The sequence below is a fragment of the Burkholderia sp. HAN2018 genome, from assembly GCF_024704855.1.
Classification (GTDB): domain Bacteria; phylum Pseudomonadota; class Gammaproteobacteria; order Burkholderiales; family Burkholderiaceae; genus Burkholderia; species Burkholderia cepacia.
The window spans coordinates 1-19,496 of sequence record NZ_QOBB01000051.1 but is presented as its reverse complement, the minus strand read 5'-3'; the positions used below and the strand labels follow the sequence as shown (position 1 = coordinate 19,496).

Sequence of the window (19,496 nt, the reverse complement as noted above, 5' to 3'; positions counted from 1 at the left end):
ATCAGTTCTTCAGCTTGTAGCCGGTGCGGAACATCCACGCGACGATCGCCAGCAGGATCACGAGGAACAGCCCGGTCGCGGCGAGGCTGATCCACACGTGCACGTCGGCGAGCCCGTAGAACGACCAGCGGAAGCCGCTGACCAGGTAGACGATCGGGTTGAACAGCGTGATGACGCGCCACGCGGGCGGCAGCATGTCGACCGAGTAGAAGCTGCCGCCGAGGAACGTGAGCGGCGTGATGATCAGGAGCGGCACGAGCTGCAGCTTCTCGAAGCTGTCGGCCCAGATGCCGATCACGAAGCCGAACAGGCTGAACGTGACCGCCGTCAGCACGAGGAACAGCACCATCCAGAACGGATGCAGGATGTGCAGCGGCACGAACAGGCCGGCCGTGGCGAGGATGATCACGCCGAGCAGGATCGACTTCGACGCGGCCGCGCCCACGTACGCGATCACGATCTCCCAGTACGACACGGGCGCGGAGAGGATCTCGTAGATCGTGCCCGTGAAGCGCGGGAAGTAGATGCCGAACGATGCGTTCGAGATGCTCTGCGACAGCAGCGACAGCATCACGAGCCCCGGCACGATGAACGAGCCGTAGCCGATGCCGTTCACGTCGCTGATGCGCGAGCCGATCGCGGAGCCGAACACGACGAAATACAGCGACGTCGAGATCACCGGCGCGATGATGCTCTGCATCAGCGTGCGGCGCGTGCGGGCCATTTCGGCGCGGTAGATCGCGCGGATTCCATGCAGGTTCATGCGTCAGGCTCCTTGCTGCACGCCGTTGCGGCGGTTGTCGATCAGGCTGACGAAAATGTCCTCGAGCGAGCTCTGCGTCGTATGCAGGTCGCGAAAGCCGATGCCGGCCGAGCCGAGCGCGTTGATCAGCGTCGCGATGCTCGCATCGTCGCGCTGCGAGTCGTACGTGTAGACGAGCGCTGCGCCGTCGTCCGCGCGTTCGAGGCCGAACGGCGCGAGCGCGGGCGGCACGTCCGCGAGCGGGTGCTCGAGCTGCACGGTGAGCTGCTTCTTGCCGAGCTTGCGCATCAGCTCGCGCTTCTCCTCGACGAGCACGAGCTCGCCGCCGAGGATGATGCCGATCCGGTCGGCCATTTCCTCGGCTTCCTCGATGTAGTGCGTGGTCAGCAGGATCGTCACGCCGCTTTCGCGCAGCGAATCGACGAGCTTCCACATGTCGCGGCGCAGCTCGACGTCGACGCCGGCCGTCGGCTCGTCGAGGAACAGGATGCGCGGCTCGTGCGACAGCGCCTTCGCGATCATCACGCGGCGCTTCATGCCGCCCGACAGCGTCATCAGCTTGTTGTCGCGCTTGTCCCACAGCGACAGCGCCCTCAGCGTCTTCTCGATATGCGCGGGATCGGGCGCCTTGCCGAACAGGCCGCGGCTGAACGACACGGTCGCCCAGACGGTTTCGAACGCGTCGGTCGTCAGCTCCTGCGGCACGAGGCCGATCATTTCGCGGGCCGCGCGGTAGTGATCGCGGATGTCGTGGCCGCCGACCGTCACGCGGCCTGAGGTCGGCGTGACGATGCCGCAGATCGAGCCGATCAGCGTCGTCTTGCCGGCGCCGTTCGGCCCGAGCAACGCGAAGATCTCGCCGGGGCGGATGTCGAGGGTCACGTGCTTCAGCGCCTGGAAGCCGGACGCGTAAGTCTTGGAGAGGTCGGAGACGGAAAGGATCGGTTGCATGCTCACGGATGGCACGGCCGGCCGGCGCAACGGTGTGCGCCGCGCGTGCCCGGTGCCGCCGCCGCTGCGAAGCGGCCGGGACCGGGGACGGCATGGCGAACGGGCGTCATGTCGAACGGCGTTGTGGTGCGGGATCGCGGGATCGCCATATTAGCAATCGACAGATGGAAATGCATTCTCGTGGAAAGGGCGAGCATTGCCGGCGCTGGATTGGCGCGAATTGACGGCGCATCGGCCAATAACGCGGCGCTTTATTTGCGGTGTTTGAACAATGCGTGCCGTTTTATGCGAACGGGGATGCGATCGCGTGTCCGTCCGGCGGCGGCGCGGCCGTCCGGCCGACTGTGCCGCCCGAAGCCCGTCGCGCCGTACCGGGACGGCGCGCGCCGCGCTCGCGATAATGCGTTCCTTTCATCGTTTACGGAGCGGAGCGCATGTCTTTGATCGATTTCAAATCCGTGGCGGCCGCGCAGGCCGTCGCGTGGAAATCCACGATCGTCGGCGAGGTCGGGCCGGCCAGGATCAAGGTGCTGCGCATGGATGCGCAGGCTTATGAAGCGGAAGTGCACGACTACAACGAGGGGCTGCTGGTGCTCGACGGCCGGATGATGCTCGAGGTCGGGGGCGAGACGGTCGTCGTCGAGGCCGGGCAAATGTACCTGGCGCTTGCCGGCACGCCTCACGCGGTGCTGCCGGGCAGCCACGGCACGCTCGCGATCGTCGACGTATAAGGTTGCGCTGCAGCATGCAGGCGGATCGTCGAGGGCCGGCAGGCAAGGCAGAGCGCGGATCGGCCATGGTTATTCAAACGCGTGTTATACGGGCCATGTATTTGTCTGAGCAAATAAATTGAAGGCTGTTTGAAAATCTGTCAAATCCCCGGCACGCACTGCGATTGCGCGGTTTCGGCCGTTTGGAACTCTGCATCCATTTACTTGTAGGAATCGTCCGATCATAGTCTCGTCAAACGACGCATCACGATAACGAATCAAGCGTACGGATGGAGACCAATTGATGAGACGCCTATCCGCGGGGCCAGTCGGACTGCCGTTTCCCGTTTTTTCGCTGAACGCAGGCGCGATGCAGGTCGCGTACCTGCGTTGTCATATCGCCGTGTAGCGGCGAACCACATCCCGTTTCGATTGTTCTCACGGCGCCGTGCCGCATGACGGCGCCGCGGGAGAGCGCTTGCCTGCCGCCGCGGCGCGTGCCGCATTTGCCTGACCGGCATCGCGGCAACCTGGCGCACACCGTCATGCGCCGCGCGTTCGTGCGGCGGCGCGATACCAACCGGCGGGCCATGCAGCCTGTCCGGACGAGACTTGTCGTACCCGAAAAGGAGGGGTTGATGATTTGCATTCCTGAATGGCGGAAAGCGATCCTGTCGTGCGCGGTAATCGCTTTGCCGTTCGTCGCCGGTTGCGGCGGCGGTGACGATCCGGGGCCGATCAACGTGCCGCAGTGCTCGGGGAGCGCGTGCGGGCCGAGCGGTTCCGTCACGACGCCGCCCGTCGTCACGAAGCTGTGCCCGGACGCGCTCGACTACACGACGACGTACACGGGTGGCGCAGGCAGCGGCGAGTACGTGAAGGTGAAGTTCGACACGACGAAGATGACCTACCAGATGCAGTTCATCGAATCGTCGGTGCCGACGTCGGCGGGGCAGGTCAACAATACGCGCGCAGGCCTGACGATCAGCGGCGCGTTCCATCATCCGACCACGCTCCCGACCGCCGAGCAGAACCGCTGTGCGTTCGTGCTCGACAGCGGCGCGACGAGCGACGGCGCGTATTCGGTGACGATCAACCGTGCGGATCCGCCGATGCTGTTCGTCGGCAATGGCGTGGTGGGCGGCGGGATTCCGGGGGCGACGATTGCGTTCGCCGGTATCCCGCTGCTCCCGGGCATCACGCTCGGCGTCGTACCGTCGCGCACCTTCGATTTCTATCCGTTCATCGGCTTCACCGACACCGAAACCGACTTCACGAAAGTGGCGGGCAACTACAACGAGGTCGGCATCCATCTGTCGCCGATCGGCGGTGATGGTCAGAGCCCGACCGGGCCGGTCGGCTGGGAGCCCGACGTCGTCAACTGGAATCAGACGTTCAATGCGGACGGTTCGTGTTCTATCACGCAGGGCAGCGACTACTCGTGTCAGACGACCGGGACGCCGTGGGCGCAGCGCAAGAACGCGGACGGATCGGCAGACAATGTATTCGTGAGCAATCCGGTGGGGCAGGGGTATCCGATCGCGGGGCAGGGCTCGACGCTGATCATTGCACCGAGTCAGGCGAAAGGCATCATGATCGTCGGCAGGCTGAACGGCGTACTTGTGCCGATCGTGATTCGTGTCGGCTATACGCACGTCGATACGGTCAATCTGTTCGCATCGGTCGCCGATGCCGAAGTCGGCATCTCGATGCTGGCGTCGACGAAAGCGATTGCCGCGAACTCCCTGAAGGGGGGATATATCGGTGCGACCAGCGCATCCGCATGCGGCGTTGTGACATCCAGCGGTCAGGCGAACAAGGTGACGTCGCCGGGGCCGAGCTTCAACCCGAACATGCCGCACCCAGACCTGCCCGGCGTCTTCACCAATAACACCTTCTATTCGGTAGCAGGCAGTTGCGATGACGGCACGGCCGTCTCGACGATGGCCGCGAACTATACGTCCACGCTGTTCCAGGGCAGTACCGCGGCGTTCATCGATCCGCAGACGTCGGGGGTGACCTCGCAGTTCGGGCTCGACTACACGCAGGCGACGCCCGGCAAGATCAAGGTCACGGCCACGCAGGACTTCAACGCGAAGGGCGCGAGCGGCAACGTGGCGATCTTCAAGAAGGGCGACACGGGCTGGCTCGTGACGGCCGGCAATGTCTACGCGATGGTCGTCAACAACAGCCAGGTCAACCCGTTCTTCACGGTCGGCGCGTTCGTCCAGTAACCCTGTATTGAACACGTAACACCGGCGGCGCATGCGTCGCCGCCGGCGAATCGAATTTCAAGAGGATTCCTATGAATTTGAAGCAATGGATGGCCGCGGCATCGCTCGCGCCCGTGCTGGCTGCGTGCGGCGGAGACGGCGACCCGCCGCCCGCGCCGGTGGTCCGGCTGTGCCCGCAGACGATCGACTACAACACGGTGTTCATCGGCGGCTCGGGATCGGGTGAGCTGGTGAAAGTGCAGCTCGACACGACGAAGATGACGTACCGGATGACCTACCTCGCATCGCCGGTGCCGGCCACGACGGGCACCGTGCAGCCGACGCGCGATACTGCGCCCGCCAATGTGGTCGACGGCACGCTGGCCGACGAGACGGGGCTGCCGACGGTGAAGCTGAACCAGTGCACGTTCCGGATGCAGAACGCGAGCCTCGACCCGAGCCGCCCCGCGCGGCTGTTCCTCGGCGAAGGCGTGCTGGGCGGCGCGATCCCCGGCGCGACGATCCAGTTCGACGGCGTGATCGGCGTCGGCAAGATCCCGAAGACGACGTTCCCGTACTACCCGTTCATCAGCTTCTCGTCGCTGGAAACCGACCTGACGAAGATCGCCGGCAAGTACAACCAGCTCGGCTACCACCAGGTGCCGTCGCAAAGCTTCCAGCCGGTGGCGCTCGACCAGCAGGTGACGATCAACGCGGACGGCAGCTACGTCGAGACCGACAACTTCGGCAAGAAGAACGGCGGGCAGCCGCTCGCGTCGAGCGCGACCGTGAACCAGCCGTTCACGCTGCGTCCGGATGCGCCGGCGTTCCAGTCGCTCAACTACCTGCCGCAGATTCCGCCGACGCTCGCGGCGGTCGATCCCGCGAAGGCCGGCAAGGGAATCCTGATCGTCGGCAAGCTGCGCAACCAGCTCGTGCCGATCTTCATCCGCACCGGCGCGGCGAATGCGGACCTGACGCAGGGCTCGCCGAGCGCGGACGACGAATCGGGCATCTCGTTCCTGAGCCCGCAGACGGCGATCACGCAAGGCTCGCAGAACGGCGAGTACACGGGTGTCGACAGCGCGTTCAACTACCGCGCGACCGCGCTCGTCGGCGCGCAGGCCACGCTGCTCGATCCGTTCAACGCGTCGCAGGCCGCGCTCACGCGCGCACTGAACCTCGATTTCACGCAGAAGGTGCCGGGTGTCGTCACGACCGTGCATGCGGATGCGACATCGGGGCCGGCGACCGGCAAGTTCGTGTTCACCGGCGGCGTGTTCGGGTTCCTCGACATGAACGATACGAGCAATCCGTACTTCACGGTCGGCGCCTTCGTGCAGTGACGCAAGCCCGGATGGAGACACGGCGGCGCCGCGCGAAGGGGCGCGGCGCCCGGACAGAACGAGAAGGAGACTTCATGAAGAAGCTGATTGTCGCGGGTGTCGTCGCAGGCATATCGACGCTCGCATCGGCCCAGCAGGCGGGCGACAACGTCGCGACGCTGGGCTGGTTGCACATCATGCCGCAGGATTCGACCAACGGGCTCACGACGAATCTCGCCGGCATGCCGATCAACGGGCCGCTGCGCCTGCCCGGGTCGTTCACGTCGCCCGGCACGAGCCTGACTGTCAACAACGCCGATACGGTCGGCCTGACGCTCACGCACTTCTTCACCGACCACATCGCGGTGACGTCGGTGCTCGGCGTGCCGCCGGAGTTCACGCTGACCGGGCACGGCACGATCAGGCCGCCCGGGCCGTCCGGCGCGCTGGGCAGCGTCAACATGGACAACCCGGCCAACCAGCCAGCCGTGAAGAACGCAAGGCAGTGGAGCCCGACGATCATTCTGCAGTACTACTTCAATTCGCCGACGGCGAAGTTCCGCCCGTTCGTCGGGATCGGTGTGGCCTACAGCTGGTTCAGCAACATCGAACTGAACGGCAACTTCGCGAAAGACATCAACGAAAACCTCGGCAGCGTGCTCGCGGCGGGCGCCGGCAAGCCAGGGCCGACGTCGGTCGAGGGCAAGGCGTCGTCGTCGTTCACGCCGGTCTACAACGTGGGCGCGAGCTACGCGATCGACAAGCACTGGGGGCTGACGGCGACGCTGACGTACATGCCGCTGAAGACCTACTCGTCGCTCGTGATCAAGGCGGCCGACGGTTCGACGCTCGCCACCACGCGCACACGGTTGAAGGCGGATCCGCTGATCACGTTCGTCGGGATTTCCTACAAGTTCTGAGCCGTCCGGCGCGCATGACGCGCACCGGCGGCTTCCTGCGACCGTCGGGCCGGAACGATCCGGCCGGGCGGTCGCGTTCCTGGCGGCGTGCCGCCATTTGTGAAGAGAGGGGGCAGTTCAAATGAGCATTCGCAAAATCGTATCGCTTGTTGCTGCAGTGGCTTTCACCGCGGTTTCGGCCGCGCCTGCTTTCGCAGTCACAGTTTCGCGGGCTGATGGTCAGCCGATGAACCCGAATGGCGAGCCGTTCTCGGCGACCGGGCTCACGAACCTCAGCAAGGGCGCGATCAGCGCAGGCTGTACCGCGACGTTCAACGGCACGATCACGTCGACCGGCATCGTCAACATCACGTCGACGACGTTCTCGGGCGGCGCGACATGCTCGCTGATCAACGGCAGCGCGAGCAGTACGTCGCCGTGGACGGGGCAGGCCGACAGCACGACGCAATTGTCGATCAACAACGTGAAGGTGAACGTCACGCTGCTCGGCACCTGCGGGCCGAGCAAGGTTGTCACGACGTGGAGCGATACGAACTCTTCGCTGACGTTCAATAACGCCACGCTGACGCCGGATTGCACGGTGGGCGGCACGGTGCTGACGTCGCCGAAGTTCCACGTGCAGTAAGCGTCGCGGATCGAAGCGGGTACCCGCCGCGCGCGAGGGTCGTGCGACAGGTGCGGCGGGTATTCGCGGTTTCGATGGGTTCGTGCCGTCGCGTGCATGGGCGCGGCGGCCGGATTCATTCGGCAGAGCGGCCGCGATTCGGGGCAGGCCGCCATACATCGAGAGAGAGGGCCTCACAGATGAAAATTCGTCGAATCACGTCGCTTGTCGCGGCTGTGGCATTCACCGCGGTTTCGGCTGCGCCCGCATTCGCGGTGACCGTTTCGCGTGCTGACGGCCTGCCGATGAATCCCAATGGCGAACCGTTTTCCGCGTCGGGGCTCACATCGCTCCAGAAGGGCGCGTTCAGTCCGATCAACTGTACGACGACGGTCAACGGCACCGTCACGCCGGCCGGCATCGTCAACATCACGTCGACCCAGTTCACCGGCGGCACATTGTGCGTGTTGTTCACCGGTAGCGCGAGCAGTGCGGCGCCATGGACGGGAAACGTGGACAGCACGACGCAAGTGTCGATCAACAACGTGAAGCTGGACATGCGGGTGCTCGGTACTTGTGGACCGAGCAAGGTCACGACGGCGTGGAGTGATCCGGACTCGCGCGTGACGCTCAACAACGCCGTGCTGACGCCGGATTGCACGGTGAACGGCTGGCTCGCGACGTCGCCGAAGTTCCACGTGCAGTAAGCGTCGAGAGTCGAAGCGGGGAACTCGCTGGTCACGAAGGCCGTGCGGGATGTACGCGGGTTGCCGCTTCGTCGATGCGCTCGAGCCGTCTTCCGTATCAGCGTGACGACAGGCTGGCCGCACGTATCGCGATCCGATGCGTGTGGCGTTGCAGGATCGGTACGGCGTACCGCGCCATCCGATTCGACTGAATTACCACTATTCCAAATTGGCCAGAACTATCCCGGAAGACCCATGCTTACCGATCCAGCAAAGTATGGAGATGCGCGCGGCGCGACGCCTGACCGGCTGCGCACGGCCGCGTGGCTGCAGTACCTGATCGAATATCTCGACGCTGCCGCTTGTGTAGCGATGGCGGCTGACAGTGGCGACACGACCGTCGCCGCGTCGCAGGCGATACGCATGCGAACAGGCGCGAATCTGTCGCGTGGCGCAACGGCCGTGCTTCACGGGCTCGCGCCGTGGATCGCATCGGACGGCGGCGCCTGCGAATGCGACCTGACCGACCCGCGCGGCGCATGCTCGCATGTGCCTTCGATACGGCAACTCGCCGAAGCCGAACGCTGCTGCCCCGGATCGCGTGCCGCGTTCGACACCGCGCACGGCGTGATCGATGCGTGCGCATTCGACGATCCCGATGTCGGCTGGGCCGCACTCGAGCGGATTGCCGGCGGTCTCGAATGCAGCGGGGGGGATGCCGGCGCATGCACTGCACACGAGACGGGCGCGCAGGGCGACACGCTGCCTGCGAAGCACCCGAGAGACAGGCTCGCCGTCATCGCGGCGGCGAGCGGAGAAATGTCGACCCTGCCGGGCGCCGTCATCGACGCGATCGTGCTACGTGTATGCGGGCCGCGCGACGATGCATCGCGTATCGACGAGATGGCTGCGCTCGTGACGTTCTCGGCCGTGCTCGCTGCCGGCGACGGGGCCTCCGTCGCCGCGTATGGCGGTCAGCACAACCTCGTTGCGCGGGCGATCCGCACGCATCGCGCCGATCTGGCGTCGGTGGACGGGGTGCTCGCGGCGTTGTCCGTGTGCAGGCTGGATCGACTCGTCGGCACGGGCAGCTTTTGGGCTTACTACCTGCTGGCGGGTATCGCGATCGCAGCGCCTGACGCCGTGCGGGAAATCGGTCGCCGTTTTCATGGCGATGAGTGGCAGGCATGCCTCGATCACGTGCTCGCGTGGCCGGCGGTCAATCGCTTCGGGCCGAAGGAGGACATCGCATTCGACCGCCTGCGCGGCGCAATGAGCCTGACATCGCGATGGAATCCGATCGTCCGCGGGAAGCGGATGCGCAAGCCGGCCGGTGTAGCGCCCTGATTCCACGAGCAAGGGGGCAAGGCTGGCTGACGCGCCAGCTTTTCCGAAGCCTCTTTCGAAGTAATCCGCAAGGATGCCAAAGGATTCGCGTACGCGCATCCTGATTCGCGCGCCATGCCGGACCCCGTTCGCTCACGCGAACGGGCATCGGGCGGCAGCGCGCCGAGCCGTCATGCCATCACCAGTCCACACTGGCCGCACACCGCACACCGCACACCGCACACCGCACACCGCACACCGCACACCGCACACCGCACACCGCACACCGCACACCGCACACCGCACACCGCACACCGCACACCGCACCATCCATCCCGCCTGCGCCCCCCGATTCCGGCGCCATCGCCCGAACGCAGTATGATTCCGCAAACGATGCCGGCGACCGCTTCGACGTCACTGCCCGCCCGCGTCGCCGAAGATCTGCCAAGCTTGCTGTAAGCCGGACGCAAACAGCCGCCGCGTGAGAGCGCCGCCGCGAACCCGCGTTCCGACCACCTTCATCGAAACGGTCAGTCAGATGTCAAAGCAAAACAAGAAAATCCTCCTCCTGAGCGTCAGCGCTGGCGCCGGCCATACCCGAGCGGCCGAAGCGATCCGCGCATTCGCCGACCACCATCCCGCCGGCATCGAAGCCACCCACCTGGACGTGATGGATTTCGTGTCCACCGGCTTCCGCAAGCTGTACACCGATCTCTACATCAAGCTCGTCAGCAGCCAGCCGGCGCTGTGGGGCTACCTGTACCAGAAGACGGACGAAGTCGATCCCGCCGCCCCGTCGCAGAAGATCCGGCGCGCGATCGAGCGGCTCAATTGCCGGCCGCTGCTCGCGGAGATCGAACGCCAGCGCCCGGACGCGATCATCTGCACGCACTTCCTGCCGGCCGAACTGCTGTCGCGCGAGATCCGCAAGGAGCGCATCGACACGCCGGTGTGGGTGCAGGTCACCGATTTCGACCTGCACAGCATGTGGGTCGTGCCGAACATGCGCGGTTATTTCGCGGCCAACGACGAGATCGCGTGGCGCATGCATGCCCGCGGCATGGCGCCTGAAACGGTGCACGTCAGCGGCATCCCGATCATGCCGGCGTTCGGCCAGCCGCTCGATCGCGCGGCCTGCGCGGCCGAGTACGGCCTCGATCCCGCGCGCCCGACCTTCCTGATGATGTCCGGTGGCGCGGGCCTCGGCGGGCTCGACGTGCTGGCGGCGCGCCTGCTCGGGATGGACGCCGACTTCCAGCTGATCGCGCTGGCCGGCAAGAACCAGGCGATGCTGGCATCGTTGCAGGAACTGGCCGCGCAACATCCGGGCCGGTTGTTTCCGCAGGGCTTCACGCAGCAGGTCGAGCGCCTGATGGCCTGCGCCGACCTCGTCATCACGAAGCCGGGCGGCCTGACGACGTCCGAATGTCTCGCGATGCAGTTGCCGATGATCGTCAACTCGCCGATTCCGGGCCAGGAAGAGCGCAATGCGGATTTCCTGCTTGAACAGGGTGTCGCGCTGAAGGCGATCGACGATGACGCGCTCGTCTACCGGATCCGCGCGCTGCTGCAGGCGCCGGAGCGTCTCGCCGACATGCGCCGCCGCCTCGCGCCGCTCGGCCGGCCGCTCGCCGGCCGCTTCGTGCTCGATCGCGTGCTGGGCCTGGAGCCCGCCGCATGAGCGGCGCGCGCTTCGTGCCGACGCGCCATACGCTGTTTGTCGTTGCATGGGTCGTGTTGCTCGCGTATTTCTTCGCGAACGTGGAGATCCAGATCGAAGGCAGCGCGGGCTGGGCGGCCAACCTGCCGACGTGGCGCATCGAGCATCACTGGCTGCTCGACATCTTCTGGGGCGGGCGGCCGATGACCGGCTACCACGCGTGGGTGTTCCCGTTCGTCGCGCTGTTCTTTCACTGGCCGGCCGTGTTCAACGGACGGTGGTCGTGGCGCATCGAAGCGCGGATCGTCGCGTGCATCATGGTGTTCTGGCTGACCGAGGATTTCCTGTGGTTCGTGCTGAATCCGGCCTACGGTCTCGCCCGTTTCAATCCGGCCAACGTGCCGTGGCATATCCATTGGTTCGGCGTGGCACCGACCGACTACTGGACGATGAGCGCCGCCGCGATCGTGCTGTTCATTCTTTCCCGCGAGCGCAAGCGCGCGTTCTACTGATCCCCGACCCGACATGAAACTCGCCTTCATTGCCGCGCTCTCCGTCACGCTCGCCGGGCTCGTGCAGCCGGCCCATGCGGACCCGGCCTCCGAGGTGTCCGCCCGGCCGAGGCCGATCAAATGGGCGCAGGGTGTGACCGATGCGCATGTGAACAACCTGCATCGGATCACGCCGACGCTGTACCGCAGTGCGCAGCTGTCGCGCGCGGATGTGCCGGAACTGCAGAAGCTCGGCATTCGCAAGGTCATCAGCTTCCGTTCGTTTCACGCGGACGACAGCATCCTGGCCGGCACGCAGATCAAGATGCAGCGCATCCGGATCAACACCTGGGACATCCGCGACGAAGACATGGTCGCGGCGCTGAAGGCGCTGCGTACGGCCGACCAGGACGGCCCGGTGCTGATCCACTGCCAGCACGGCGCAGATCGTACCGGCCTCGTGTCGGCGTTGTACCGGATGGTGTACCAGGGCTGGACGCGCGAGCAGGCGCTCGACGAGCTGCAGCATGGAGGCTACGGGTTCCATCCGATCTGGCAGAACATCACGAACTATCTGAAGCGCGTGGATGTCGAGCGGTTGCGGCAGGAGGTCAATAGCGGCTGAGCCGGAAAGGAAAAACGCCGCCGACGGGAACCGTCGGCAGCGTTTCTTTTGGGGCGGCCGGGCAACACGGCCGCCGTCGTCAAACCGTCTCCGGCTGCCGCACGGCCTTGGCGACATTCCGCGCCATCGTCCCGTTCGCGACGAAATAAGGCACGTCGACACGCGCGAGCGGCTGCTTGCCACGAATCTTGTCCGCGATTTTCTCCGCGATCATGATCGTCGGCGCATTGAGGTTGCCGGTCGTGATGATCGGCATGATCGACGCATCGACCACACGCAGCCCTTCCAGCCCGTGCACACGGCCTTCTTCATCGACCACCGCCATGTCGTCGTAACCCATCTTGCACGAGCACGACGGATGGAACGCGGTTTCCGCGCGGGCCCGCACGAACGCGTCGAGTTCCTTGTCGGTCTTGCAGTCCGCGCCCGGGTTCAGCTCGCGACCGCGATAGCGGTCGAGCGCGGGCTGCCGCATGATTTCACGCGTCGCGCGGATTGCATCGCGGAACTCGCGCCAGTCGAGCGCTTCGGCCATGTAGTTGAACAGGATGCTCGGATGCTGGTTCGGATCGCGCGAGCGCAGCTTCACGCGGCCGCGGCTCGGCGAGCGCATCGAGCCCACGTGTGCCTGGAAGCCGTGCATCTCGATCGCGTTCGAGCCGTTGTAGTTGATCGCCACCGGCAGGAAGTGGTACTGGATATTCGGCCACAGGTCGTCGTCGCGCGTGCGGATGAAGCCGCCGGCTTCGAAGTGGTTGCTCGCGCCGAGGCCCGTGCCGTTCAGCATCCATTCGAGGCCGATCTTCGGCTGGTTCCACCACTTCAGCGCCGGGTACAGGGAAACGGGCTCCTTGCACTCGTACTGGATATACATCTCCAGGTGATCCTGCAGGTTCTGGCCGACGCCGGACAGGTCGAGCACGACGGGAATGTCGAGTTCCTTCAGCCACGCGCCGGGGCCGACGCCCGAGCGCTGCAGCAGTTGCGGGGACGCGATCGCGCCGCTGCACACGAGCACTTCGCGGCGCGCGTGCGCGGTCGCGCGTTCGTTGCCGCGCAGGTACGTGACGCCCGATGCGCGCTTGCCGTCGAACAGGATGCGATCGGCGAGCGCATGCGTGACGATCTCGAGGTTCGGCCGTGCACGCGCCTGGTCGAGGTAACCGCGCGCGGTGCTCGCCCGGCGGCCCTTCGGCGTGACGGTGCGGTCCATCGGGCCGAAGCCTTCCTGCTGATAGCCGTTCAGGTCGTCGGTGCGCGGATAGCCGGCCTGCACACCCGCGTCGACCATCGCCTCGAACAGCGGGTTCACGCCCGGCTTGCTGGTCGTGACCGACACGGGGCCGCTGCCGCCGTGATAGTCGTTCGGGCCGACGTCGCGCGTCTCGGCTTTCTTGAAGTACGGCAGGCAGTCGAGATACGTCCAGTTCTCGAGGCCCTTGTGCGTCGACCAGTTGTCGTAGTCGAGCGCGTTGCCGCGGATGTAGCACATCCCGTTGATCAGCGACGAGCCGCCGAGCCCCTTGCCGCGCCCGCATTCCATCCGGCGGTTGTCCATGTGCGGCTCGGGGTCGGTTTCGTACGCCCAGTTGTAGCGGCGGCCCTGCAGCGGATAGGCGAGTGCCGCCGGCATCTGCGTGCGGAAGTCGAAGCGGTAGTCGGGGCCGCCCGCTTCGAGCAGCAGCACCGTCACGTCCGGATCTTCCGTCAGGCGCGTTGCGAGCACGTTGCCCGCGGAACCCGCGCCGCAGATGATGTAGTCGTATTCGCGTGTCGTCATGACGGTCAATCTCCTTTCGTGATCCTTAAAACACCGGGTTGTAGCGGCCGAGCTCGACCTGCACCGACTTGATTCGAGTGTAGTGCTCGAGCGTCGTGATGCCGTTCTCGCGTCCGACACCGGATTGCTTGTATCCGCCAACCGGCATCTCGGCCGGCGATTCGCCCCACGTGTTGATCCAGCAGATGCCGGCCTCGAGGCGATGGATCGTGCGGTGCGCGCGCGACAGGTTCTCCGTCACGACGCCGGCTGCGAGCCCGTAGTGCGTGTCGTTCGCGCGGGCGATCACTTCGTCTTCCGATTCGAAATCGAGGATGCTCATCACCGGCCCGAAGATTTCCTCGCGGACGATCTTCATGTCGTCGCGGCAATCGCCGAACACGGTCGGCGCGACGTACTGGCCGCCGCCGAAGTGGCCGTCTGTCAGGCGCGTGCCGCCCACGAGCAGCTTTGCGCCTTCGGCCTTGCCGCTTTCGATGAAGCCGAGCACCTTGTCGAGCTGCGCGGCCGAGACGAGCGGGCCGAAGTTGGTGTCGGCGTCGGTCGGCTTGCCCACGCGGATGCGCTTCACGCGTTCGAGCACCTTCTGCGTGAACGCGTCCTTGACCGAACGGTGCACGAACACGCGCGTGCCGTTCGTGCAGACCTGGCCCGAGCTGAAGAAGTTGGCGGTGACCGCGATGTCGGCCGCGCGGTCGAGATCCGCATCGTCGAACACGATCAGCGGCGACTTGCCGCCGAGCTCCATCGTCACTTCCTTCAGCGACGATGCGCCGGCCAGCGACATCACCTTCTTGCCCGTCTCGACGCCGCCGGTGAACGACACCTTCGCGATGTCCGGATGGCCCGTCAGCAGCGCGCCGACCGAGCCGTCGCCCTGCACGACGTTGAACACGCCGGCCGGCACGCCGGCTTCCGTGTAGATTTCCGCGAGCTTCAGCGCGGTGAGCGGCGTGACTTCGCTCGGCTTGAACACCATCGCGTTGCCGGCCGCGAGCGCGGGCGCCGTCTTCCAGCACGCGATCTGGATCGGGTAGTTCCATGCGCCGATGCCCGCGCACACGCCGAGCGGTTCGCGCCGCGTGTAGACGAACGATTCGGCGCGCAGCGGCACCTGCAGCCCTTCGATCGCGGTGGCGAGGCCCGCGTAGTACTCGATCACGTCCGCGCCGGTGACGATGTCGACCGCGAGCGTCTCGGCGATCGGCTTGCCCGTGTCGCGCGTTTCCAGCGCCGCGAGTTCGTCGTTGCGCTCGCGCAGCAGGTCGACCGCGCGGCGCAGGATGCGCGAGCGCTGCATCGCGGTCATCGCGGCCCATTCACGCTGGCCTTCCTGCGCGGATGCAACCGCGCGATCGACGTCGGCCGCGCTCGCTTGCTGCACCTGCGCGAGCAGTTCGCCGGTGGCGGGATCGAAGGTGTCGAAAGTCTTGCCGCTCGTGGCGTCGACGTAACCGCCACCGATGTAGAGGCGCTGCAAACCGAATACGGACATGAGGATCTCCTTGAGGGCGACTGCGTCGCGCGTCAGTCGGACGCGAGCAGCAGGTCGATGTAATCGTGGGCGAGCTTCAATGCAGCCCGGGTGTCGATCGGGCCGCCGGCGAGTGCGCCGCGCAGCCACAGGCCGTCGATCAGCGCGGCGAGGCCGCCGGCGGCCTCGCGCGCCTGCGTGCGGGGCAACGCCTTCGCGAATTCCGCGCACAGGTTCGAATGGAGGCGCCGCGTGTTGACGTGCTGCAGGCGCTTGAGCATCGGGTCGTGCATGCTCTGCGACCAGAACGCGAGCCACGTCTTCATGACGGGCGCGCTCACCTGTGTGTCGTCGAAGTTCGCGGCGGCGATCGCGCGCAGCCGCGAGCGCGGGTCCTTGCGTGCCGCCACGCGGCGGCGCGTGGTGGCCGACCACAGGTCGCGCAGCACGTGCCGCATCGTCGCTTCGAGCAGGCCGTCCTTGTCGCCGAAGTAGTGGCTGACGATACCCGTCGAGATGTTCGCGCGCTGCGCGACGGACGCGAGCGTCGTGCCGGGCAGGCCCGCTTCGTCGATCGAACGCAGCGTGGCGTCGATCAACTGTGCGCGGCGAATCTCCCGCATTCCGACTTTCGGCATCGCGACTCCCTTCGCCCGGACGGGCCGTCCATGGAAGTCGAGAGCTTAGCGGTTTTTTATTGATCGTTCAATCAACAAAAAATCGGGGTCTGACGGTGACGGCGGGTGCCGGGCAGACGAAAGGGCAGTCGGCGGTGCGTTGTGCAGGTGCGGAAAAATAATCGAAAGATGGTTAAGAAAACAGAAGTTTGTTTAAAACGCTTTCTGAAGTCGGCGATCAATCCGGTTAATCGTTGCGGGTGTCGAAGCGATTACGGAATGAAAGAATATTGAGCTGTGTGATATTCGGTGAAATATGGAGGTCGGTCGAAGAAACGACGTCACGTTTCATTCATGAAAATTCGTTTTAAATAGGCGAATAAAACGGTTCAAGCTATTGAATTTAAATGAATATCGCATGATAAGGAGGGATTCGGCCGGCGCTCCGCAAACGATTGCGATCACCCTCGAAAGGATTCCGCTTACCATAAAAAATGGCGGAATAATTTGAAGCGGCGGTATTTCCTGACAGAGTAGAGGGTATCGTTGGAATGACTTGAGTCAGTAATATTGTCCGTATTAGTATGGCGCCGCACTACGAGGAATGAATCGATGCCGCCGGTATTGCCGCGGTGCATTGGCCAATCGCGCGATTCGGATTGCGCGCGAAAACCGGCGCAGCCATTGCGCACCTGCAGCATGCCGCGACGTCGAGACGCCGCATCCACCGGAGAACGACGATGCTGACCGAAAAACACGTGGTCCCGCTACCGAATGGTCTGAAGGTCTACGTCGAACGGAACGTGTTCGACCCGGCGTTCGACACGGCGATGCTCGTCAACGGCGCGCTCGCGACGACCGCGTCGTTCGGGCAGACCGTCCAGTATCTCGGCGAGCGGATGAACACGATCTGCTTCGACCTGCCGTACGCGGGGCAGTCGCGCCAGCACAACCCGGGCTGCTTCATCCTGACGAAAGACGACGAAGCCGCGATCCTGCAGTACCTGGTCGAGCGTTTCGCGCCGGCCTACCTCGTGTCGGTGTCGTGGGGCGGCGTGGCGTCGCTGTTCGCGCTCGCACGCGGCTGCCCGAGCGTGCGGCGCGCGGCGATCTGCTCGTTCTCGCCGTTCCTGAACGACGCGATGGTCGACTACGTGACGCGCGCCCGCGACCACATCGCGGCCGGCGAGAACCTGAAGGCCGCGCAGTTACTGAACGACACCGTCGGCCGCTACCTGCCGCGCATCATGAAGCTGTACAACTACCGCTATCTCACGCGCCTGCCGCGCGACGAGCAGGACCAGGTCGCGTTCCACGTCGACCAGATCCTGTCGCTGCAGCCCGAGCGCTACCTCAGCGAGTTCTCGAACATCGGCTGCGAGCTCCTGTTCCTGAACGGCGAGCGTGACGAATACACGACGCCCGCCGACGTGCGCCAGCTCGGCGCGCATGTGCCGCGCGCGCGGTTCGCGACGGTGCCGGACGCCGGCCATTTCCTCGACATCGAAGGCCGCGCGCAGCGCGAATACACGCGTGCGGCGCTGCTCGACTTTTTCTGCGGCGAGTCGTCGCTCGCCGCCGGCATCGCGCTCGCCGCCGCGCAGGCGTGCGTGCCCGCGCCGATGCACGCGCTGTCGTCGTGACGCCGCGCGCCGTGCGTCCGGTACGCAGCGCGCATCCGAATTCCCATCCCAACGAGGCAGGCCAGCCGTGAATATCGTTCAGACCATCGCCATCGTCGTTCCGTGGGCCGCGTGGCTCGCCTACTGGATCGCCACTTCGCAAGGCGTGAAGGCGACCGTGCGCAAGGAAGCGTCGCGCTCGCGCACGCTGCAGTCGATTCCGCTGATCGTCGGCGGCGCGCTGATCATCCTGCCCGATCCGTCGTGGCAGGCACTCGTGCCCGACTGGCAGCGTTTCGGCCTGCAGGCGCAGTGCGGGCTCGCGGTGCTGGTCGCGGGCCTGCTGTTCTCGGTGTGGGCGCGGCTGCATCTCGGCACGAACTGGAGCGTGTCGGTCACGCTGAAGGAAGACCATGAACTCGTGCGCACCGGGCCGTACGCGCTCGTGCGTCACCCGATCTATACGGGCTGCCTGATCGCGCTCGTCGGCGCCGCGCTGATCGGCGGCGAATGGCGCGGCGCGATCGGCGTGCTGCTCGTGTTCGCGTCGCTCGCGTACAAGGTGCGCGTCGAGGAAAGCTGGCTGACCGGGTATTTCGGGCCGGCATACACGCAGTACCGCCGCGAGGTCGCGGCGCTGATTCCCGGCTTCTACTGATCCCCGCGAGGCGCGCGATGGCGAAGATGATCGTGACCGCGATCGGCTCGGCGGGCGACGTGCATCCGCTGCTCGGCGTCGCGCGCACGCTCGCGGCGCGCGGTCACGACGTCGTGTTCTGCACGCATGCGCCGTTCGAGGCGGCCGTGCGCCATTGCGGGTTCGAATTCGTGCCGATCGGCACCGCGGCCGAATACGAGGCCGCGATGGCGAACCCCGCGCTGTGGGATTCGCGCACGTCGTTTCGCACGTTGTGGCAGGTGATCGCACCGACGCTGCGCCCGCACTACGACGCGCTGCGTGCGCTGGCCGACGGCGACACGGTGCTCGTCGGCACGCTGTGGGCGTTCTCCGCGCGCTTCATGCAGGAGCTGCACGGCACGCCGTACGTGTCGGTGCAGGTGTCGCCGTCGACGCTGCTGTCCGCGCATGCGCCGCCGACCCACCCGCGCCTGACGATTCCCGCGCGTTGGCCGCTGCCCGTGAAGGCGGCGCTGATGACGCTGATCGAGCGTCAGGTGCTCGATCGCACATGCGGCCCCGCGCTCAACGCGGTGCGCCGCGATCTCGGGCTCGCGCCCGCGCGGCGCGTGCTGGGCCGCTGGCTGCATTCCACCGACGGCGTGCTGTGCCTGTTTCCCGGCTGGTTCGCGCCGCCGCAGCCGGACTGGCCGTCGAATCATCTGCAAAGCGGTTTTCCGTTGTTCAACGATATTGCGACTCCCGACGACGATGTGGCACTCGATGCGTTTCTCGCGGCCGGCGAACCCCCGGTCGTGTTCACGGCCGGTTCGACACGCGTCGATCACGCGGCCTACGCGCGCGCGGTGGCGGACGCGCTGCGCGCGACCGGCGCGCGCGGGATCCTGCTGACGCCGCACGATGCGGCGCCGGACGGCGACCGTTTGCTCGTGCGCCGCTTCGTGCCGATGCGCACGCTGCTGCCACGCTGCCGCGCGCTCGTGCATCACGGCGGGATCGGCACGGCGGCGCTCGCGTTCGAAGCCGGGATCGCGCAGGTCGTCACGCCGTTCGCGCACGACCAGTTCGACAACGCGCAACGGGTTGCCG

Annotated in this window: 19 protein-coding genes; 13 read left to right on the top strand and 6 right to left on the bottom strand. The window is 65.8% G+C overall.

Going from position 1 to position 19,496, the window contains the following annotated elements:
* Position 1 precedes the first annotated feature (1 nt).
* Together DPV74_RS15685 and DPV74_RS15680 are read right to left on the bottom strand one after the other, a co-directional pair.
* Positions 2-763, bottom strand: a complete 762-nt coding sequence (locus DPV74_RS15685) for an ABC transporter permease (protein WP_021160316.1) — start codon at positions 761-763, stop codon at positions 2-4.
* Between the two features lie 3 nt (positions 764-766).
* Positions 767-1,714: an ABC transporter ATP-binding protein gene (locus tag DPV74_RS15680; RefSeq protein WP_027789763.1), complete on the bottom strand. Its 948-nt coding sequence runs from the start codon at positions 1,712-1,714 to the stop codon at positions 767-769.
* Positions 1,715-2,148: 434 nt separating this feature from the next.
* Between DPV74_RS15680 and DPV74_RS15675 the strand changes: the two genes are divergently transcribed.
* From DPV74_RS15675 to DPV74_RS15630, 10 genes are all read left to right on the top strand, one after another.
* Positions 2,149-2,445, top strand: coding sequence for a cupin domain-containing protein (locus DPV74_RS15675; RefSeq protein ID WP_021160319.1), 297 nt, complete (start codon positions 2,149-2,151; stop codon positions 2,443-2,445).
* Positions 2,446-3,062: 617 nt separating this feature from the next.
* Entirely contained in the window at positions 3,063-4,658 is a 1,596-nt protein-coding gene (locus tag DPV74_RS15670; protein WP_059589851.1) for a DUF2957 domain-containing protein, read from the top strand.
* A 71-nt stretch (positions 4,659-4,729) separates the two neighbouring features.
* The gene (locus tag DPV74_RS15665) at positions 4,730-5,983 is read left to right on the top strand and encodes a DUF2957 domain-containing protein (RefSeq protein WP_119337527.1); all 1,254 of its coding nucleotides are present in this window, start codon (positions 4,730-4,732) and stop codon (positions 5,981-5,983) included.
* Between the two features lie 74 nt (positions 5,984-6,057).
* Complete coding sequence (locus tag DPV74_RS15660) at positions 6,058-6,882, top strand: OmpW family protein (protein WP_048026405.1); 825 nt, start codon at positions 6,058-6,060, stop codon at positions 6,880-6,882.
* 121 nt (positions 6,883-7,003) lie between these two features.
* Positions 7,004-7,507, top strand: a complete 504-nt coding sequence (locus DPV74_RS15655; RefSeq protein WP_021160324.1) for a hypothetical protein — start codon at positions 7,004-7,006, stop codon at positions 7,505-7,507.
* Between the two features lie 179 nt (positions 7,508-7,686).
* A complete protein-coding gene (locus DPV74_RS15650) occupies positions 7,687-8,193 on the top strand; it encodes a hypothetical protein (protein WP_060285977.1) in 507 nt (168 codons plus the stop codon).
* A 234-nt stretch (positions 8,194-8,427) separates the two neighbouring features.
* Positions 8,428-9,519, top strand: coding sequence for a hypothetical protein (locus tag DPV74_RS15645; protein ID WP_119337524.1), 1,092 nt, complete (start codon positions 8,428-8,430; stop codon positions 9,517-9,519).
* 517 nt (positions 9,520-10,036) lie between these two features.
* Positions 10,037-11,179, top strand: coding sequence for a glycosyltransferase (locus tag DPV74_RS15640; protein WP_119337523.1), 1,143 nt, complete (start codon positions 10,037-10,039; stop codon positions 11,177-11,179).
* The gene (locus DPV74_RS15635; RefSeq protein WP_059525169.1) at positions 11,176-11,670 is read left to right on the top strand and encodes a hypothetical protein; all 495 of its coding nucleotides are present in this window, start codon (positions 11,176-11,178) and stop codon (positions 11,668-11,670) included. The genes DPV74_RS15640 and DPV74_RS15635 overlap by 4 nt, the downstream gene beginning before the upstream one ends.
* 13 nt (positions 11,671-11,683) lie before the next feature.
* The gene (locus tag DPV74_RS15630) at positions 11,684-12,274 is read left to right on the top strand and encodes a dual specificity protein phosphatase family protein (protein ID WP_021160329.1); all 591 of its coding nucleotides are present in this window, start codon (positions 11,684-11,686) and stop codon (positions 12,272-12,274) included.
* 79 nt (positions 12,275-12,353) lie between these two features.
* Here DPV74_RS15630 and betA read toward each other — a convergent pair whose 3' ends face one another.
* The 4 genes from betA to DPV74_RS15610 all read right to left on the bottom strand — a co-directional run bounded on the left by betA (position 12,354) and on the right by DPV74_RS15610 (position 16,846).
* Positions 12,354-14,054 carry a choline dehydrogenase gene (gene betA, locus DPV74_RS15625; RefSeq protein ID WP_119337522.1) on the bottom strand — a complete coding sequence of 567 codons (1,701 nt, stop codon included), beginning with the start codon at positions 14,052-14,054 and terminating at the stop codon, positions 12,354-12,356.
* A 25-nt stretch (positions 14,055-14,079) separates the two neighbouring features.
* Positions 14,080-15,549, bottom strand: coding sequence for a betaine-aldehyde dehydrogenase (gene betB, locus DPV74_RS15620; RefSeq protein ID WP_119337521.1), 1,470 nt, complete (start codon positions 15,547-15,549; stop codon positions 14,080-14,082).
* Positions 15,550-15,581: 32 nt separating this feature from the next.
* A complete protein-coding gene (gene betI / locus DPV74_RS15615) occupies positions 15,582-16,166 on the bottom strand; it encodes a transcriptional regulator BetI (RefSeq protein WP_060197307.1) in 585 nt (194 codons plus the stop codon).
* Positions 16,167-16,627: 461 nt separating this feature from the next.
* Entirely contained in the window at positions 16,628-16,846 is a 219-nt protein-coding gene (locus tag DPV74_RS15610) for a hypothetical protein (RefSeq protein ID WP_162923050.1), read from the bottom strand.
* A gap of 39 nt (positions 16,847-16,885) precedes the next feature.
* Between DPV74_RS15610 and DPV74_RS15605 the strand changes: the two genes are divergently transcribed.
* The 3 genes from DPV74_RS15605 to DPV74_RS15595 all read left to right on the top strand — a co-directional run.
* Positions 16,886-17,788, top strand: coding sequence for an alpha/beta fold hydrolase (locus DPV74_RS15605; protein WP_027789746.1), 903 nt, complete (start codon positions 16,886-16,888; stop codon positions 17,786-17,788).
* 67 nt (positions 17,789-17,855) lie between these two features.
* Entirely contained in the window at positions 17,856-18,425 is a 570-nt protein-coding gene (locus DPV74_RS15600) for an isoprenylcysteine carboxylmethyltransferase family protein (protein WP_027789745.1), read from the top strand.
* 17 nt (positions 18,426-18,442) lie between these two features.
* On the top strand, positions 18,443-19,496 hold a 1,054-nt coding region (locus tag DPV74_RS15595; RefSeq protein WP_162923051.1), incomplete at its 3' end, for a glycosyltransferase.